General features: G+C 63.8%; 14 protein-coding genes. 6 read left to right on the forward strand and 8 right to left on the reverse strand.

Going from position 1 to position 17,000, the window contains the following annotated elements:
- Positions 1–2 precede the first annotated feature (2 nt).
- Together QP802_RS05065 and QP802_RS05070 are read right to left on the reverse strand one after the other, a co-directional pair.
- Positions 3–1,097 (reverse strand): cupin domain-containing protein, encoded by a 1,095-nt coding sequence (locus QP802_RS05065; RefSeq protein ID WP_256022091.1) that lies wholly within the window; start codon positions 1,095–1,097, stop codon positions 3–5.
- Between the two features lie 111 nt (positions 1,098–1,208).
- Positions 1,209–1,991 (reverse strand): IclR family transcriptional regulator, encoded by a 783-nt coding sequence (locus QP802_RS05070; RefSeq protein WP_256022089.1) that lies wholly within the window; start codon positions 1,989–1,991, stop codon positions 1,209–1,211.
- 65 nt (positions 1,992–2,056) lie between these two features.
- Between QP802_RS05070 and QP802_RS05075 the strand changes: the two genes are divergently transcribed.
- Together QP802_RS05075 and QP802_RS05080 are read left to right on the forward strand one after the other, a co-directional pair.
- Positions 2,057–3,343, forward strand: coding sequence for an MFS transporter (locus QP802_RS05075; protein ID WP_256022088.1), 1,287 nt, complete (start codon positions 2,057–2,059; stop codon positions 3,341–3,343).
- Between the two features lie 11 nt (positions 3,344–3,354).
- Entirely contained in the window at positions 3,355–4,668 is a 1,314-nt protein-coding gene (locus QP802_RS05080; protein WP_256022086.1) for an FAD-dependent monooxygenase, read from the forward strand.
- Between the two features lie 514 nt (positions 4,669–5,182).
- Here QP802_RS05080 and QP802_RS05085 read toward each other — a convergent pair.
- Together QP802_RS05085 and QP802_RS05090 are read right to left on the reverse strand one after the other, a co-directional pair.
- Positions 5,183–7,711 (reverse strand): hypothetical protein, encoded by a 2,529-nt coding sequence (locus tag QP802_RS05085; RefSeq protein WP_284817720.1) that lies wholly within the window; start codon positions 7,709–7,711, stop codon positions 5,183–5,185.
- 33 nt (positions 7,712–7,744) lie between these two features.
- Positions 7,745–8,320, reverse strand: a complete 576-nt coding sequence (locus tag QP802_RS05090; RefSeq protein ID WP_284817721.1) for a TetR/AcrR family transcriptional regulator — start codon at positions 8,318–8,320, stop codon at positions 7,745–7,747.
- A gap of 50 nt (positions 8,321–8,370) precedes the next feature.
- Here QP802_RS05090 and QP802_RS05095 point away from each other — a divergent pair, with 50 nt between their 5' ends.
- Complete coding sequence (locus tag QP802_RS05095) at positions 8,371–9,540, forward strand: alpha-amylase family protein (protein WP_284817722.1); 1,170 nt, start codon at positions 8,371–8,373, stop codon at positions 9,538–9,540.
- Positions 9,541–9,553: 13 nt separating this feature from the next.
- Here the strand turns inward: QP802_RS05095 and QP802_RS05100 are convergent, their stop codons facing one another.
- Together QP802_RS05100 and QP802_RS05105 are read right to left on the reverse strand one after the other, a co-directional pair.
- Positions 9,554–10,081 (reverse strand): hypothetical protein, encoded by a 528-nt coding sequence (locus QP802_RS05100; protein WP_070363321.1) that lies wholly within the window; start codon positions 10,079–10,081, stop codon positions 9,554–9,556.
- Between the two features lie 41 nt (positions 10,082–10,122).
- Positions 10,123–11,271 (reverse strand): M20/M25/M40 family metallo-hydrolase, encoded by a 1,149-nt coding sequence (locus QP802_RS05105; RefSeq protein WP_350338463.1) that lies wholly within the window; start codon positions 11,269–11,271, stop codon positions 10,123–10,125.
- Positions 11,272–11,494: 223 nt separating this feature from the next.
- Here QP802_RS05105 and QP802_RS05110 point away from each other — a divergent pair, with 223 nt between their 5' ends.
- The gene (locus QP802_RS05110) at positions 11,495–12,082 is read left to right on the forward strand and encodes a TetR/AcrR family transcriptional regulator (RefSeq protein ID WP_070479015.1); all 588 of its coding nucleotides are present in this window, start codon (positions 11,495–11,497) and stop codon (positions 12,080–12,082) included.
- Positions 12,083–12,096: 14 nt separating this feature from the next.
- Positions 12,097–12,720 (forward strand): TetR/AcrR family transcriptional regulator, encoded by a 624-nt coding sequence (locus QP802_RS05115; protein ID WP_083290935.1) that lies wholly within the window; start codon positions 12,097–12,099, stop codon positions 12,718–12,720.
- Positions 12,721–12,725: 5 nt separating this feature from the next.
- Here QP802_RS05115 and QP802_RS05120 read toward each other — a convergent pair whose 3' ends face one another.
- Together QP802_RS05120 and QP802_RS05125 are read right to left on the reverse strand one after the other, a co-directional pair.
- Positions 12,726–14,018 carry a dicarboxylate/amino acid:cation symporter gene (locus QP802_RS05120; RefSeq protein WP_284817723.1) on the reverse strand — a complete coding sequence of 431 codons (1,293 nt, stop codon included), beginning with the start codon at positions 14,016–14,018 and terminating at the stop codon, positions 12,726–12,728.
- Between the two features lie 84 nt (positions 14,019–14,102).
- Entirely contained in the window at positions 14,103–15,173 is a 1,071-nt protein-coding gene (locus tag QP802_RS05125; RefSeq protein WP_256000610.1) for an ROK family transcriptional regulator, read from the reverse strand.
- Positions 15,174–15,306: 133 nt separating this feature from the next.
- Between QP802_RS05125 and QP802_RS05130 the strand changes: the two genes are divergently transcribed.
- Entirely contained in the window at positions 15,307–16,998 is a 1,692-nt protein-coding gene (locus QP802_RS05130) for a DUF885 domain-containing protein (protein ID WP_284817724.1), read from the forward strand.
- Positions 16,999–17,000: the final 2 nt, after the last annotated feature.

Genomic DNA, 17,000 nt, shown 5'->3' on the forward strand with positions numbered 1-17,000 from the left:
ATTTAGTTTCCTTTCGGGGAGTACGTACGTGCAAGGTGCAGGGCTTCGAAGATTGGGTGATCCGAGAAGCAGAACAGGTCTACCCCATCACTACCGGCTTCGATAGACCACAGCTTCCACGACGGGACGTTCACGATATCGCCATGGCGTGCTTCAAAGACCTCGTCGCCAACCTTGATGGTGGCAGAGCCTTCGAATACCTGGAAGACGCGGTTGCCAACTTCCTGTACCGGAATACTGGAGGCATTCGGACGCAGGCGGTGGAACTCCGCGCGGATCGTCGTCATGACATCGCCGCCAGTCGTTGGGTTCGTGTAGCGGATCGCTGCGTGACCGGGACTTACGACGCCGACGTGGCCGGCGTCCTCAAGCGCAAGCTGGTCGTTGAGCGCTGCGTCGGTGTGCTCCCAGGCGTAACGGCCAATAGGTGAGCTGCTCTTGGCGCCGGGGAACGCGAGAGGGCGCAGGCCCGGGTGCGCCCACAGTCGTTCAGAGCGCGACTTGTCAGGCGTCGACTCGTCGGTCATTTGTTCACTACCGAGTTCAAAGAACCCGGTATCCATCTGGTGCTGGAATGGGATGTCCAGGCCGTCGATCCAGGCCATCGGCTTGGTAGCGACGTTATGGTGTCCGTGGAAATTCCAACCCGGGGTGAGCAGGAAGTCGCCGCGACGCATCGGGACCGGGTCGCCGTTCACGACAGTCCATACGCCTTCGCCTTCTACAACGAAACGGAACGCGTTCTGGGAATGCCGGTGCTCCGGCGCGTTTTCGCCCGGCGCGAGGTACTGGATTGCGCACCACAGCGTCGGCGAGATGTACGTGTTGCCGCCGAGGCCCGGGTTGGCAAGCCCGATTGCACGACGCTCACCCCCGCGTCCGACCGGGACGAGCTCGCCGGAGCGCTGCGCCAGACGGAACAGCTCTTCCCAATCCCAGTGATGGGCAACAGCGCTCGGCTCCGGAGTATCGGGCATGAGGCCACCAATTTGAGTCCAAAGTGGCTTCATGTGCGTGTCTTCCATGCGTTCGTACATGGACTGCAGCTCGGCCTCTTCTTCGGGCGTTGCTGGTGGTGGTTGATGTGGAGTACCCATGTGAACACCTCCGTTCTGTGATGATGTGTGACACTCAACGTATGTGTCAATGAGCCACGCCACAATGTATTTCCAGATAGCGGAACTACAGACTGTCAGAGGGGGTAACCGTCAGTTCCAATCCACCCCCAAGTCAGACACTTGGGGCATGTTTGACCGTTCTAATGTGCGGTTCAGCTCCCGGCCCTGCATGAGCAGGCTCCGAATGCACTGATCGCGCACTTCTGCGAAGCGGCCTGTCGGCACCGCCACGCTGAGCGCGCCGAGCGTATCCCCAACGTCGTTCAATAGCGCCATGCCAACAGCCGACACATCGGTCTCGTACATACCGGGATTCACTGCAAAGCCCTGGGTGCGAATCTTGTGCAGCTTTCTCCGCAACAACAGGACGTCACGCTCCCCCATCTGGGGATAGAGCTGGCGTAGCTCTTTCGCCGATAGCTCCGCCAGCATCGCGAGGCCACCAGAGTTCTGTTCCGCCGGAATAATCTGCCCTCGCCGATCCCCCACGCGCACCGGTTTAGGTCCTTCCACGGTGAACAGAAACGAGCTGTGAGTACCCTGCTGCACCATCAGATGGCACGTCTCCCCAGTCGTGGCGACAATCTGCTGCATATACGGACGACACGCGTTGACCAACGACTGCCCCGCCCCAACATTCGTCTGCGACTGCAACATTGCAGGCCCCGGTAGGTAATGGCGGTTTTCAGCCTGTACGACAAAGCCGCGGTACTTTAGCATCTGGAGCGTACGGTGGGCCGTCGACACCCCAACTTCGAGCTCCTCCGAAAGCTTGGTGACTGTGGCCGAATGGGTTCGACGGAGGTACAGCAATGCCCTCAACGTGACATCGACGGAGGCAAGATATTCCTTCGGCCTGCGCTCTGCGTCCATAATGAGCTCCTTCCGCTATCTGGAATCTCGTTGATTGTAGCGCACGTCACTTGGAGCATGTGGACATGACTTCCCCTACACATCACAGCGAGCCGCTCATCGAGCAGGCCCCCTACCCTCCGATCAAGAGAGGCGACGACGGACGCTTCAAGGTACTCGGCATCTCCGGCCGTCGTCTGGCAGCCGTCCTCATCGGCTGGTTCTTCGTAGTTTTCGACGGCTACGACCTCATCGTCTACGGCACCGTCCAAACCGCACTCTCCCACGAGTGGGGTTTGGATAACGCTCAACTCGGCGCCATCGGCTCCACCGCATTCCTCGGCATGGTCATCGGCGCCGTTCTCGTTGGGCGTTTGTCCGATTCGCTTGGCCGCAAGCTCGCCGTCATCGGGTCAGTCCTCATCCTTTCCATCTTCACCCTGTTGTGTGCATTCGCACCCAACCCATGGATGTTCGGCGTATTCCGCCTGATCGCAGGCATCGGACTTGGCGGCCTCGTCCCATCCGTGAATGCCATGACCTCGGACCTCGTGCCGCGCAACAAAATCGCAGCGTGGTCGACAGTCATGATGTCCGGCGTGCCGATCGGCGGCTCGATTGCAGCCATCCTTGCAAAGTGGATTGTGCCAGCGCACGAAGAAGGCTGGCGCGTCATGTTCCTCATCGCGGTCGTGCCGCTGGTCATCGGCCTTCCAATCGCGCTGAAAGTCATCCCATCCTCGAAGGTCATCGAAGCCGATTACGAAGCCCGCGAAGGACACGACGACCCAGCAGGCTTCAAAGAGCTGCTCGTGGGCAAGTACCGCGCGATCTCGATCTGGTTCGCTATCGCCACGTTCGTGACCCTGCTCGCCTGGTACGGTCTGGGCACCTGGCTGCCACGCCTCATGGAAACCGCAGGCTACAACCTCGGCGCGGCACTCATGTTCACCCTCGCGCTCAACCTCGGCGCAGTCCTCGGATCAGTCACGACCGCGTGGGCCGGCGACCGCTTCGGCACTTTGCCGACAGGCATCGTCGCTGCAGGCGTCGCAGGCGTCGCCCTGCTGCTCCTCCTCGTCCACCCACCGGTCTGGATGGTCTACCTCATCCTCATCGCGGCCGGCGTAGGCACGCACGGCACGCAGATCCTCATCATCGCAGCCATCGCTAACTTCTACCCGCACAACCTGCGCGGCACCGCACTCGGCTGGGCGCTCGGCGTCGGCCGCCTCGGCGCCGTACTCGCACCACAGGCCGCAGGTTTGCTGCTGTCCATGGGACTCGGCGTCGGATCTAACTACATCATGTTCGGCGGTGCGGCACTGCTCAGCGCAGCATCCCTGTTCGTACTCACTCGCATTCAGAAGTAAAGGAAACAGCCATGTCGCAAGAACTTTCAGGTCAGAAGGTAATCATCTCTGGTGGTGGTATCGGAGGTGCAGCAGGCGCACTCGCCCTAGCGCTCCGCGGAGCGGACGTTACCCTCTACGAACGCGCACGCGAGTTCAAAGAAGTCGGCGCCGGGCTCCAAATTGGCCCACACGGCTGGCGAATGCTCAAGCGTTGGGGCGTGTTGGAAGCGCTCGTCGAAAAGGGCTACCTTCCTGAGTACATGCAGTTCAAGGACGCCATCAACGGTGGCCCCATCCTCACCATGAACTTCGGCGAAGACTTCGAGCATCACTTCGGCGGACGCTACATGGTCGTCCACCGCTCCGACCTGCTCGCCCTACTTCTCGACGCCGCCCGCGACGCCGGAGCCGAACTCGTCAACGGCGTCGTCGTCACCGGATGCGACACCGTCGAAAATGGCATCGACGTCCACCTCCACCACCGCGACAATAACCAAGACCACACCGTCCACGCCGATGTCCTCCTCGCATTCGACGGCATCCACTCCGTCATGCGCCCCCGCCTCGTCCAAGACGAACCAGTCCCCTCCGCCTATGTGGCATACCGCGGCACCACCCCAATCTCCGAAGACCCCGAAGCCGCCAACATCAACGGCGTCATCGGCTACATCGGACCACACTGCCACTTCATCCAGTACAAACTCCGCGGCGGCGACATGCTCAACCAAGTCGGCGTCTTTCAATCCGACCGCTACCTCGACGGCCGCGACGCCGGCAACATCCCCGACGACTGGGGCAACAACGACGAGCTCGCCACCGCCTACAACCATTGCATCCCATACATTAAGGAGCGCACACAAAAACTCTGGAAGGACCAGTGGTGGCAAATGTCCGACCGCGAGCCACTCCGCGAATGGGTCGACGGGCGCATGATCCTCCTCGGCGACGCCGCCCACCCACCCCTGCAGTACCTTGCATCCGGCGCCGTCATGGCCATGGAAGACGCCGAAGCCCTGGCTACCTTCGCCTCTGACTCCGCCAACCTCAACGGCGGCACACCCGACTGGGACGCTGTACTCAAGGAAGTCGAAGCCGAACGCGTCCCGCGCGCCGCACGCATCCAAACCACCGGCCGCTTCTGGGGCGAACTCTGGCACCTCCCAGGCACTGCCCGCCTTTTGCGCAATTACCTGTTCAACCAGGCAGAAGGAAACTGGTACCGCTACGCAGACTGGCTGTGGCACTACGACCCAGTCGACCGCGCCTACATCAAGAACCCATCCCTCGGCGAGCTGCCGCAGGAACTACGCGAGTGGACGTACACGCTGACGCAACGTGCGTAAGGGATAAGGCAGCGCGCGCGTAGAGGCACACATGGCAATCCCGTTTTCCGTTCGGCGGCCTGAGAGAACAAATCCCCAGGTCGCTGTATTTCGTAATGGAAAGTGGTTCACCATCTACTGTTAAAGAGTTAGAAAAAGATCAAAACAAGTCGCTATCCTGCACAATCGTCCGCAGCCGTCCTTTCTCGGCGTCTGTAATGTTTCGGAGATCTTGCGGGCGTAGAAGTAGGCGTCAAAAAGAATTCCCTGGGGTTGTGCTTGCCCGATTGAAGAGACGTGCACCACAATCCGGATTTCGGCAAGGTGAGAGCGCGCGAGTACCAAAAGACGCACATTCATTTTTGAGAGAGGCGTTTTCCCGGTCGCGAGTTTTTAGGTGCGTCTTTTGTTACTGGCTTCGTAGGCGACAAAGTTTTTAACAGTTTGCTTCGCACCAAATTCCCTCCCGTGCTCCCGCCGACCTGGGGGAACGTCGCGTGTCCCGCAGGAACCAAGGAATCTGGTGCGCGCTTCGTTACAGCTTCGGCAGCCGCACGCCCGGAATCAAATCCGCGTACGCCGCACCGCCGAATCCAAGCGCTAGCAGCAGCGGAACGATCAGCCACAACCAACTACTTGTCGACGACCCCTCCGCCTGCTGCGTTGGGTTCTCTTGCTGCTGTGTGGTTTCCGGTGCCTGCTCGGTTGTCCGCGGCGCGGAACTTCCTGGCTTCGTCGCAGGCACCGAGGTCGCTGCGGACTGCTTCGTCGACGGCCCTGGCACCTCGGTTGTCCGCGCGGCGGACACCTCCGGCGAGGCTGGGGTAGCCGTTGTTGCTGGTGTTGAGGTCGCCGCGGACGCCTTGGTGCTTGGCTTTGCTGTTTCCGTTGTCCGCGGGGCGGACACCTTGGACGAGGTTGCTGGGACGACGGTTACCGTGGACAGCTTTGCTGAAGTAGTTGTCCGCGGGGCGGAACCTCTCGGCTTCGTCGCAGGTACCGAGGTTGCCGCGGACGGCTTCGTCGACGGCCCTGGCACCTCGGTTGTCCGCGCAGCGGACTGCTCGGACGAGGTTGGGGTAGTTGATATCGCTGGTGCTGGTGCTGCCGTGGTCTGCTTGGTCGACGGCTCCGGCACCTCGGTTGTCCGCGCGGCGGACACCTCCGACGAGGCTGGAGTAGTCGTTGTCGCTGGTGTTGAGGTTGCTGCGGAGTGCTTGGTCGACAGCTTCAGCGCCTCGGTTGTCCGCGCGGCGGACTGCTCGTTCGAAGGGATTTCAGTCGTTTCGGTTGTCCGCGGGGCGGACACCTTGGACGAGGTTGCTGGGACGACGGTTACCGTGGACAGCTTTGCTGAAGTAGTTGTCCGCTCGGGAGAATCTTCAGCGGTCGGTTCAGTCGTTTCGGTTGTCCGCGCGGCGGACACCTCCGACGAGGTTGGGACAGCCGTTGTTGCTGGTGCTGCGGTTGCCGCGGACACTTCGGTCACGGTCGTTGGTGAGACCTCGGCCTCGGGTGCTTCAGCCTCGGACGGCTCGGATGCCTCAGCTTGGGTCGACTCGGTCGGCTCGGCCGTCTCAGGCTTGTTGATGTACTGCTGTAGCAGCTTCTGCAGATCGAGCATGTCCTGCTCGAGTTTCTTTGCTTCGTCGAGGTTCTGGGTGAGTTCGTCGATATCGATTTGGTCTTCGGGTTCGGCGGAAGTGTCCGCGGGTTCGACGTTTTCAGAAGCCTCAGGTGTCCGCGGGGCGGACTCTTCCGAAGTTGGCGTAGACGTTGTCGCTGGTGTTGAGGTTGCCGCGGACAGCTCGGTGGTTGGCTCGGCGGCCGGTTCAGAAGCTTCGGGCGCTGCTGCAGATTCCGATGGTTCCGTAGTCCGTGCGGCGGAAGCCTCGGTCGGCTCGGCAGAAGGCTCCACCACCTCAGAAGCCTCAGTCGGCTCGGCAGCCATGGAAGGCTCAGCAGAAGGCTCCACCACCTCAGAAGGCTCAGTCGGAGCCACAGCCTCCTCCTTGAGCGCTTCGAGCGCGGCGGCTTTGTCGGCGATGCGTTTGGTGGCGTCGGCGATGTCGTTGTCCGCGGCGCGGAGGGCGCGTTCGAGAGTCCACTTGTCGGCGTTGTGCCAGAAGCCGGTGAATGGGTTGCGCTCTTGCCAACCGGTGAGTGCGGCGAGGTTGGCTTCGATGTTGGCCTTGCGGTGGGTGGCGGCTTCGAGGGTGCTGTTGGCGAACTCGAGCTGTCGAGAAGCGTCGTCGACGTTGGTGGGTGTGGTGGCGTCGTAGCGGTCGGCGCCGTGGCCGTCATGTGCAGGGGTTTCCGCTTCGACGGCTTCGAAGAGTTCGATGGAGCGCTTGATGTTGTCCAGGCGCGCCTGTTCGAGGTCGAGTTTGGCCTTGCGGGCGTCGCGACGGTTCTTCAGGCCCTCGAGCTCCTTGGTGTTGGAGGGGGCGAGCCAGCTGAACCAGCTGGAGTCGACTTCTTTTTTGCGTTTGGTGTAGGCGGAGTCGGCTTCGTCGAAAAGTGCTTGGCGCTTGGCGACGGCCTCCTGCTGCGCGGTGATGCTCTCGAGTGCTTCGCGCAGGTTGGTGGGCAGGGTGAGGGGTTTGGTGTCGGGTTCGGGGGCGTCTTCGTAGGCGGATGGGTCTTTGCCGTTGAAGTCCTCGAGCTGTTTCTTGGTCACGGCGAGTGTTTTTCGCGCGGCGTCGAGGGAGGTCTTGGTGGTGCGTACGAGGAGCTCGGCGGAGTCGACGAGTAGTTTCTGCTGGTCGTACTCGGCTTGCTTGGCTTTCTTGTTCTCCTCGCCGATGGCGAGCGCGACGCCCCAGCGCTTCATCTCGAGGACAGCCTGCGCGCCCTTGAGCGCTAGCTCGGCTTTCCATAGTTGGGATTCGAGTTCGGCGACTTTGGCTTCGCCCTTTTCGACGAGCCCCTGCAACGCCTGCCCGCCGAGGCCGAGGAGGCCTTGCGCTTCGGCGTAATGGGCAGTGGGGTTGATGGTGGCGGGGACGGTGACGGCGGTGCCGGTCAGGGCGACAACGAGGGCGCCGGAGGTCAACTTATGCATGCGCAAAGTTTAGGGGATAGACCTCTCGAAGTGCTACTTCTGTGTAGCGGCGAGTGCCCCCGTGAGTGCGCCGATGGCGGTGGCGATGATGTCGTCACGCTCGGGGGCGGGGCAGCTTTCGTCGACCCAGTCGATGCAGACGGCGTCGAGGAAGCCGAGCATCCCGGAGGCGGCGCGTGCGGCGTGCTCGTCGTCGCGGCCCAGCAGGGAGCACAGCGTTTCGACGGAGGCGTCGCGCATCTCAATGCGCAGGTTGATTGCCTCGGTGGGTTCGGCGCCGCCGCGGCGACCGGCCAGCCACACGAACGGGTGCTCGGCGACGTGGTTGAGGTAGCGCTCCAGGGTGCTGCGCAGAGCCTCGTGGGTGTCGGTGTTGGGGTCGAGGTGGTCGTCGAAAAGCGGCTGGGTGTGTGCCTTGAGGAAAGCGGTGTAGAGCCCTGCCTTGGATTCGAAGTAGTGGAAGAGGAGGCCTTGGGACACACCGCAGGCGTCGGCGATGTCCTGGGTGGAGACTTCCACGTAAGGTGTGGTGGAGAAGATGTCCGTGGCAGCGGCGAGGATTTCTTCCTGGCGTTGCTCGACGCTGAGCCTCCGTCGTGGTTGTGTCATGGACACCACCCTACAGTACTGAGCTTTGCTCAATAGAAAGTGTGAGGAACTTGTCCACGTCAGACATTATCTGGTGGCACGTCTACCCGCTGGGCGCCACGGGCGCACCGATCCGCGAGGAGCACGACGAAGCGCCGCGCCTGCGGCAGCTCGAGCCCTGGTTGGACTACCTGATCGAGCTCGGCTGCAACGGGCTGCTGCTCGGCCCGATCTTCAAATCGGTGTCCCACGGCTACGACACCCTTGACCACTTCCAGATCGACCCGCGCCTGGGCACCAACGAGGACTTCGACCACCTGATGGCCGCCTGCCGCGAGCGCGGCATCCACGTGATACTCGACGGCGTGTTCAACCACGTCGCGCGCACCCACCCGCTGGTCGCGCAGGGCCTGGCCGGCGACACGGACTGGGAAGGCCACGGCGAGCTGGCCACCCTCCACCACGAGGACCCGCGCGTGGCGGACCTGGTCACCGACGTCATGTGCTACTGGCTCGAACGCGGCATCACGGGCTGGCGCCTAGACGTGGCGTACTCGGTGCCGCCGGAGTTCTGGCGCACCGTGCTGGCGCGCGTGCGCGAGCGCTTCCCGGACGCGCTCTTCCTCGGCGAGGTCATCCACGGCGACTACGCCGAGATCGCCGCGGCGGGCACCCTGGACACCGTCACCCAGTACGAGCTGTGGAAGGCCCTGTGGTCCTCCATCAAGGACGTGAACTTCTGGGAGCTTGACCACGCGCTGGGCCGCCACCGCGACCTGTGCGAGCACATGGTGCCCAACACGTTCGTCGGCAACCACGACGTGGACCGGATTGCTTCGAAGGTGGGGCAGGACGGCGCGCTTGTGGCCACGGCGCTACTCATGGCGCTGCCCGGCATGCCCAGCATCTACTACGGCGATGAGCAGGGCTTCGAGGGCCTGCGCGGGGAGGGGTTCGCCGCCGACGACCCCGTGCGCCCGCCGCTGCCAGCCAGCCCCGCGGAGCTTTCGAGTCTGGGGCAGTGGATCTTCGAGGAGCACAAGAAGCTCATCGCTTTTCGACGCCGCCACCGCTGGCTCGAAACCGCCACCCTCGAGGTGACCGACAAAACAAATGAGGCGATCACCGTGGCGCTCGAATCCGGTTCGGAGCGCGCGACGGTGACCGCCTGGCTCGACCCCGCGCCGGGCGTGCGCATCACGTCCGGGGGCGAGACCTGCTACGAGTGGTCTGCTGTCTAACCGCTAGAACGGCCTAGAACGGCAGGGAGGAACCCGGTGCGTACTTGGCCAGCAGCTCCCGGGCAATGACGGACAGGTCCGGCAGGCGCAGCGTGACCGCGCCCGCGACCGGCATGTCGAAGGTGGGCACGTTGGCGGGTGCCAGCGTGATCACAGGTGTGCCCTGCGGTGCGGGTGCGGGGGCCGGCTGGGCATTCTGCTGGGCAGGCTGCGCTGGCTGCGCGTTCTGCTGGGCAGGCTGCTGCTTATTTGCAGGCGCGCCCGTGGTGCCGCGCAGGCCGCAGCGGTTGGCGGCTTCCTCCACGCGGCCGAGCGCGGCCTGGATCTGCGGGCCGCGGCGGTCGAAGGCTGCGATGGTCTGGGCCTGGCGCTTCTTGGCGTTGAAGTCGGCGTCGTTGGTCCAGTAGCGGGATGCCTGATCGCAGGAGATCTGGCCTGCGGGAAGCTTTGCCAGGGCGTCGTCGATGGCGTCAGCGGAGGCCACGCCGGTAGAAACGGTGGCGGCCATGAGTGCGGTGAGTGCAGCTGTGCGAATTTTCATAGCCGCCAGTATGTCACATCAGCCCCATCTGTCACACCCGGTTAGGCGTCGAGGAAGCGCCGAATCAGGCTGCGGTAGGCGTCCACGGTGAGGTGAACGTCCTCGATATCCACGTATTCGTCGTGGCCATGCAGCAAATCCAGCACCTGACCCAGGTGACGCTCACGGGCGTGCATCGCAAATCCGTAGCCCACCCCGCCCTTGCGGCGCGCGAAGCGCAGGTCCGAGCCGCCGGCGGCGATAGTTGGGACCACCACGGCGTCGGGGAAGAACTCGGCGTAGGTCTCGCAGATCGCCTGATAGAGCGGCGAGTCGGTGGGGGAGATGGTGGCGTCCTCGGTGATGAGGTGCTGGATCTCCACCTCGCTGGCCAGGTCGCCGAGCGCCGTGCGCAGCTGCTCGTCGATCCACTCCTGGCTCTGGCCGGGCAGCGGGCGGATGTCCAGCTCCATGTAGGCCATGGACGGCAGTACGTTGATGGCCTCGCCCGCGCGCAGCACCGTCGGTGCGATGCTCAGGTGGCTCATGGCGTGCGAGTAGCGCGCCAGGTCGCCGAGCGCCTCGTAGCCTTCGCCGCGCAGCAGGGCGGCCTCGGTCTCGGGGTCGAATTTCCAGGCGCGGATGTAGTCCGGCCACGGCTGCTCGGTGGTCACGGAGGGCTGCACCGACGCGATACGGCGAGCAACCTCACCAATCTTGGTGACGGCCATGTCGCGGTCGTGCGGGGCGGAGCCGTGGCCGGCGTCCCCGCGCACCACGAGGCGGCGCTGGGCCGCGCCCTTCTCACCAATCACCACGACGATCGCGTCCGAGCCGTCGCGCACCGGCAGGTGGGAGCCGCCCTCCTCGGAGAGGCAGTTCTTCCAGCTGAACGGCTCCGGGTCGAGCTGCGAGAGGTAGCCGGCGCCGAGCCCGCCGCGCGCCTCCTCGTCCGCCACGCCCACGAAAGTCAGTGTGCCGCGCGGGCGTTTGCCGCTCAGGGCCACGTCGCGGGTGGCGGCGGCCATCGCGGCGGTGATGTACAGCATGTCGGTGGCGCCGCGGCCGTAGAGTCGGCCGTCGATAATTTCGGCGCCGAAGGGGTCGTGCGTCCACTGCTCCTTATCGACGGGCACTACGTCCGTGTGGCCGAGCAGCGTGAGGGGCTCCGCGGAGGGGTCGGTACCCTCGATGGTAAACGCGATAGACACCCTCCCATCTGTGGGTTCATACTTTTGGATGCGCACGGGAGCGCCGTCGAAAAACGATTCGAGCGTGGCCGCGTTGCGGTATTCTCCCCCCGAAGTTGGGGTAAGGTCGTTGACACACGTATTTTTGGATAAGGGTTCGTAAGAGATCCACTGTTGCGCTATGTAGGTTCATGTCTGGCATATTAGGTGCTTTTGTGGGCATCCAGAGAGGAGTTGGTGTCGTATGGCTCGAAGAGAACTCAGCCAGGACCCCCGCGCTGTGAAAACGCGGAACGCGATCATCAAGACAACTACCGAGTTGTTGAATGAGCACCGGGTTGAGGACATCACGGTGTCCCAGATTGTGAACGCGGCAGGGATGAGCCGCCAGGTTTTCTACGAGCACTTCAAGGACCGCGACGCCGCCGTCAAGGCAGCAATCCAGCGCGCGCTGGCCCCGGCGGTGAACGATTACATCGAGACGTATAAGAAGACCGGCGAGATGCCTCCTGCGCTGGAGGCGCTGTTCTCGCAGCTCGCCGAGGTTCGTTGCCTCTTGAGCCACGTGATTAACGGCCCGGCCCACGCCACGCTGATGGCTTGCTTTACAACGCCCGAGATGCCAATGCTGCACGACATGGTGACGGCGATGCGCGCCGAGGTCGTCCCGATGACCGACGAGGAAGCTGCCGACGTGGCTTCTTACCTGTGCTCCGGCGCGTTTTCGATCTTTATGAAGTCGGCGACTGAGTCCGAGAATTACGAGGAAGCCGTCAAACGCGCAATGAGCGTGTTCGGAGTGTTCGGTAGGGCAATGAGCTTGCCTCAGTGAGGTATCCTGCATTCATGACACCACGTGAACTTAGTATGGACCCGCGCGCGGTTCGTACGCGCACGGCGTTACTGAACGCAACGAAGGAACTGCTGCTCCATTACCGGGTGGATGAGCTTTCGTTGTCCCAGATTGTGAAGTACGCGCAGGTCAGCCGCCAGGCCTGCTACGAGCACTTTCACGACAAGGACGCGCTCATCCTGGCTGCGGGGTGCGACATTTGCCTCCCTGCCTACGAGTCTTTCGTCAATGACATCGTGATCGACGAAACGTACCCGGACCAGGTGGCGCGGCTGGTGAAGCACCTCGAGCGCTACGACAAGGCGGTCAAGCATCTGATCAACTCCTCGGTGCACGGCCATCTCAACGACAAGATCTGCAACATTCTGGCGGACGCCTACCTGAAGAAGATCTACACCCAGATCGAGTCAGGCGAAGAAATTGCTCTGACGGAGGAAACGCTGCGCGACACGGCCCGCTTCATGGCTGCCGGAACACAGGACATCCTGATCGACGGCATGCTGCGCGACCGCGAGCATGAAGAAACCGCGCAACGCGTAGAAAACGTTCGCGCGGCATTAGATCTCGTGATCGGCGCGCTGCGCGCCACCAGTGGTGGGGCAGCGGACGAGCAGTAGCATCGCTATCCTCGCTGGGGAGCTGGGGCGCCGTCTTCTGCGGCGTCCCAAATTTTTTCGTCCAGGATGCCTTCGCGCTTCGCCACGATGGCGGCGACGACGGCCTGGCCGGTGACGTTGACGGCGGTACGTCCCATGTCGATGATCGGCTCGATGGCCAGCAGCAGGCCCACGCCAGCCAGCGGAAGGCCCAGGGTGGACAGCGTCAGCGTGAGCATGACGGTCGCGCCCGTGGTGCCCGCGGTCGCCGCGGAGCCGAGCACGGCCACGATCACGATGAGCAAGTAGTCCGTCGCGCCCAGGTCGAGGCCGTAGAACTGCGCGACGAACAGGGCCGCGATCGCTGGGTAGATGGAGGCGCAGCCGTCCATCTTCGTGGTGGCACCGAGCGGCATGGCGAAGGCCGCGTACTCGCGCGGCACGCCCATCGACTCCTCGACGGTGCGCTGGTTCACCGGCATCACGCCCATGGAGGAGCGGGTGACAAAGCCGAGGGTGGTCACCGGCCACACGCGGCGGAAGAAGCCACCGACCGGCACCTTATTGACGGCCAGTACCGCCGGGTACAGCACAAAGATCACGAGCGCGAGGCCCACGTAGATCGCCAGCACGAACTGGCCGAGGTTGCCCAGCGCCTCCCAGCCATAGGTGGCTACCGCCTTACCGATCAGCGCCGCGGAACCAATCGGTGCCAGGCGAATGATCCACCACAGCACCACCTGGATGACCTCCAGGAAAGACGCGGAGAACTGCAGGAACGGCTCCGCCGCCTTGCCAGCCTTGATGGCGGCGATGCCCATAAGCAGGGAGATCACGAGGATCTGCAGCACGTTGAAGTTCACCGACGCGCCCGTCTCTGAGACCTTCACGCCCAGCCCGAAGAAGTTCGAAGGGATGACGGTGTTGAGGAAGCCGAGCCAGGAACCCGAGCCGCCTGGTTCGGCGGCGGAGGAGGCGTCGACAGACGAGTTCGCGCCGGGCTGCATGACGGCGCCGACGATGATGCCGATGATCACCGAGAAGAACGCGGTGATGGCGAACCACAGCAGGGTCTGCCAGGCAAGGCGCGCGGCGTTGGTGACCTTGCGCAGGTTCGCGATAGAGGTGACCACCGCGGTGAACACGAGTGGCGGGATGAGCAGCTTCAGCAGCTGCACGTAGGCGCTGCCGACCCAGCTGAGCGTCTCGCTGAGCCAGGTGATGTCGTTGGCCGCGGCGATGAGCCCGAGGATGAGGCCGATGATCAGGCCGGCGATAACTTGGGCGCCGAACCCGGTCATCCACTTTGGAAGGTGCATGAACGTCTCCAGGTGTAGGTTTATAGACTGATCTGTACTAAATGAAGCTAAATCCTACACCTATCCTCTAGAAACGCGTCAAATCTAAACTAGACAGAGCGGTTCACGTAGCACTTTATCCAGCGCAACCGCGCGTGCGATGTCCCGCACGATCTCACGGTGCGAGGGGATCATGCGCAGCTTCGGGGCGCGCTCGGCCTCACTGACCACCGTTCGGGCGAACGTGGCGGGCGCCTGCGGGTCGTCGATGAAGGCGCTGCCGGCGACGACGACGGTGCTGGGGGTGTGGGCGTCGGCAAGCGTGGCCACGAGTGAGCCGAGGCCGCGTGCGCGCTGGTCGAGCGCCTGACGCGTGGCCGGCTGCTGCTCCGCGAGCGCGACGACCTCCTGCAGTGAGTGCATCGCGGGCTGCGCAACGGCGTTGAGTAGGCCCTGCGTGGTTAGGTGATCGCTGGCGACGTCGATGGCCATCACGCCGGTCGGGGTGGACATTGCGCAGGCCAGCGAGTCGTCGGCGAACAGCGCCATCACCGGCGGGGTGTCGATGTCCAGGCTCGACTGCATTTCCGAGCCGACGATCGCCTGGCTGATGGAGACCACCTCGACGGGCACGCCGAACTGCTCCCGCATCTGCTGGCGGATCGGTACCCCGTGCCAGCCGAGGTTTGCCGCGGTGACCTCGCCGTCCTCGTTGACGGTGCCCGAAGTGGTCACGCCGACGGTTGCGAGCGGGCGGCCCATTCCGGCGCTGAGGCGGTGTAGCCCGGCCATGATGTGCTGCACGAAGTCATCCGGGCTCATGTGCGCGACGGGGATGTCCACATCGATGCTGCGCAGAGTGCGCCCCTTGAGGTCGAACAAGGCGATGTAGGTGCTCAAGGTGCCGACGGCCACCCCGGCGTACAGCGAGTTCGGTTCCCCGAGCTCGAGCGGCATGGTGGGCCTGCCCCGGCCGGTGGACTCGGACAGGTCGCCGCGTTCCACGATGTAGCCGGAGTTTGCCAGCGCGGTGACGGCGCGAGTGATGGTGGGCTGCGAGAGGCCGGTGGCTGCGATCAGGTCGCGTCGCACGCACTGTTCCTGCAGGCGAATGAGGTGCAGGCACTTGGCGGCGGGGGTTGTTGGGTGATGGAACGCTGTCCGTGTCGCAGGCATGTGAATATATGTACCGGTAGTAGACCGCTTTGTCCAGTTATCGAGCTAGAGTGGGCCGTTTCAGTAGACAATGCGGTTTGTATGGGGTGTAGAGGTGCACGTTCAGCGTGTCCCTCGGTTACACTGCCTACCCATGACCAATCCTTTGCTTGAGGAGCACGCGTCCGAGTCAGAACGCGAGCCTTCGCTACTCGACGCCACCTGCGAAGACTTTCTCTACGACCTCGCCGAGCTGATCCCTACCCTGGCAACGGAGATCGGCCTCGAAGGCCACGACTGTGACCTGCAGGACTTCAGCCCCGAGTACTACGGCGAAGTCGCCGACCGCATCCGTGACGTCGTCGCCGATGTCGACGCGCTCAACGACTCCACGGACGCCTCCGACGACGAAGACGACTTCGACGACGTCGACAACCTCACCGCTTCGCTGCTGCGCGACCGGATGGCATTCAAGCTGGAGCTGCACCACCAGGGCGAGGACCTGCGCCAGCTCAACAACATCGATTCGCCGGTGCAGACCATCCGCGACTCCTTCGCGCTGATGCCGAAGGTGAGCAAAGAGGACTTCGAGCACATCGAGGCGCGCCTGTCCAAGGTGCCGGCGGCGCTCGCGGGCTATCGCGCGTCGCTTTCGGAGGCGGCGTCGGCAGGCAATGTGCCTGCGTACCGCCAGATCGAAGCCGTGATCAAGCAGTGCGGCGACCTCGCCGATGGCGACAGCGTCTTCGACCAGCTGGGCTTGCCGGAGGACTCGGCCGTCGTCGAGAAGGCGAAGGCTGCCTTCGACGAGATGGCCACCTGGCTGTCCACCGAGCTCGCGCCGCACGGCCGCCATGACGACGCCGTCGGCCGCGACCGCTACGAACTCTTCTCCGAGTTCTTCTTGGGCCGCGGCATCAACCTCGACGAGGCCTACACCTGGGCCAAGGAGCAGCTGAAGGAAACCGTCGCTGAGCAGCGCGCGCTCGCGCAGAAGCTCTACGGCCCGGACGCCACCATCCTGGGCGCGTACAAGCGTCTCAACGAGGAGGAGCGCTACACCCTGCGCGGCACCGACGCCCTGCTGGAGTGGATGAACTCCGTCAACGAGCAGGTCATGCGGGACCTCGACGGCGTTGACGTCACCATCCCGGAGGGCCTGCACAAGGTGGAGTGCGCGATTGACCACGCCGGTTCCGGCGGCATCTTCTACACCCCGCCGTCCGACGACCTGATCCGCCCCGGCACCATGTGGTGGTCAGTGCCGGAGGGCCAGGAGGTGTTCCACACCTGGCAGGAGCTCACCACCGTCTTCCACGAGGGTATCCCGGGCCACCACCTGCAGATCGGCACCGCGCTCATGCAGCGCAACGACCTCAACCTGTGGCGTCGCACCGCGTGCTGGAACTCCGCACACGGCGAGGGCTGGGCGCTCTACGCCGAGGAGCTCATGGGGGAGCACGGCCACTTCGACGACCCAGGCTTCCGAATGGGGCTTCTCGACGCCCGCCGGCTCCGCCTCGCCCGCGTCATGATCGACATCGGCGTCCACCTCAAGAAGGCCACCCCGGACGGCACCGGCGTGTGGGACGCCGCCTATGCCAAGGCGTTCCTGCGCGACAACTCCGCCATGCCGGAGTCCCACATCGCCTTCGAACTGGACCGCTACCTGGGCTGGCCGGGCCAGGCGCCGAGCTACGCCATCGGCTACCGCGACTGGTGCTCACTGCGCGACAGCGCCCTGGAGCAGGGGATGACGCTGCGCCAGTTCCACGACAAGGCGCTCAAGCTCGGGTCGATGCCGATGGACATGCTGGCCCACGAGGTGCTCAACCACCACGACTAGCC

The sequence above is a fragment of the Corynebacterium sp. UMB10119B genome (assembly GCF_030228125.1).
GTDB classification, from domain to species: Bacteria; Actinomycetota; Actinomycetes; order Mycobacteriales; family Mycobacteriaceae; genus Corynebacterium; species Corynebacterium pseudogenitalium.

Excerpts from the sequence above, each read along its gene's own strand:
- QP802_RS05080 (WP_256022086.1), top strand. The coding sequence starts at position 3,355 with ATGTCGCAAGAACTTTCAGGTCAGAAGGTAATCATCTCTGGTGGTGGT.
- QP802_RS05130 (WP_284817724.1), top strand. The coding sequence starts at position 15,307 with ATGACCAATCCTTTGCTTGAGGAGCACGCGTCCGAGTCAGAACGCGAG.
- QP802_RS05100 (WP_070363321.1), bottom strand. The coding sequence starts at position 10,081 with ATGAAAATTCGCACAGCTGCACTCACCGCACTCATGGCCGCCACCGTT.
- QP802_RS05070 (WP_256022089.1), bottom strand. The coding sequence starts at position 1,991 with ATGGACGCAGAGCGCAGGCCGAAGGAATATCTTGCCTCCGTCGATGTC.
- QP802_RS05075 (WP_256022088.1), top strand. The coding sequence starts at position 2,057 with ATGACTTCCCCTACACATCACAGCGAGCCGCTCATCGAGCAGGCCCCC.
- QP802_RS05110 (WP_070479015.1), top strand. The coding sequence starts at position 11,495 with ATGGCTCGAAGAGAACTCAGCCAGGACCCCCGCGCTGTGAAAACGCGG.
- QP802_RS05115 (WP_083290935.1), top strand. The coding sequence starts at position 12,097 with ATGACACCACGTGAACTTAGTATGGACCCGCGCGCGGTTCGTACGCGC.
- QP802_RS05090 (WP_284817721.1), bottom strand. The coding sequence starts at position 8,320 with ATGACACAACCACGACGGAGGCTCAGCGTCGAGCAACGCCAGGAAGAA.
- QP802_RS05085 (WP_284817720.1), bottom strand. The coding sequence starts at position 7,711 with ATGCATAAGTTGACCTCCGGCGCCCTCGTTGTCGCCCTGACCGGCACC.
- QP802_RS05125 (WP_256000610.1), bottom strand. The coding sequence starts at position 15,173 with ATGCCTGCGACACGGACAGCGTTCCATCACCCAACAACCCCCGCCGCC.
- QP802_RS05065 (WP_256022091.1), bottom strand. The coding sequence starts at position 1,097 with ATGGGTACTCCACATCAACCACCACCAGCAACGCCCGAAGAAGAGGCC.
- QP802_RS05120 (WP_284817723.1), bottom strand. The coding sequence starts at position 14,018 with ATGCACCTTCCAAAGTGGATGACCGGGTTCGGCGCCCAAGTTATCGCC.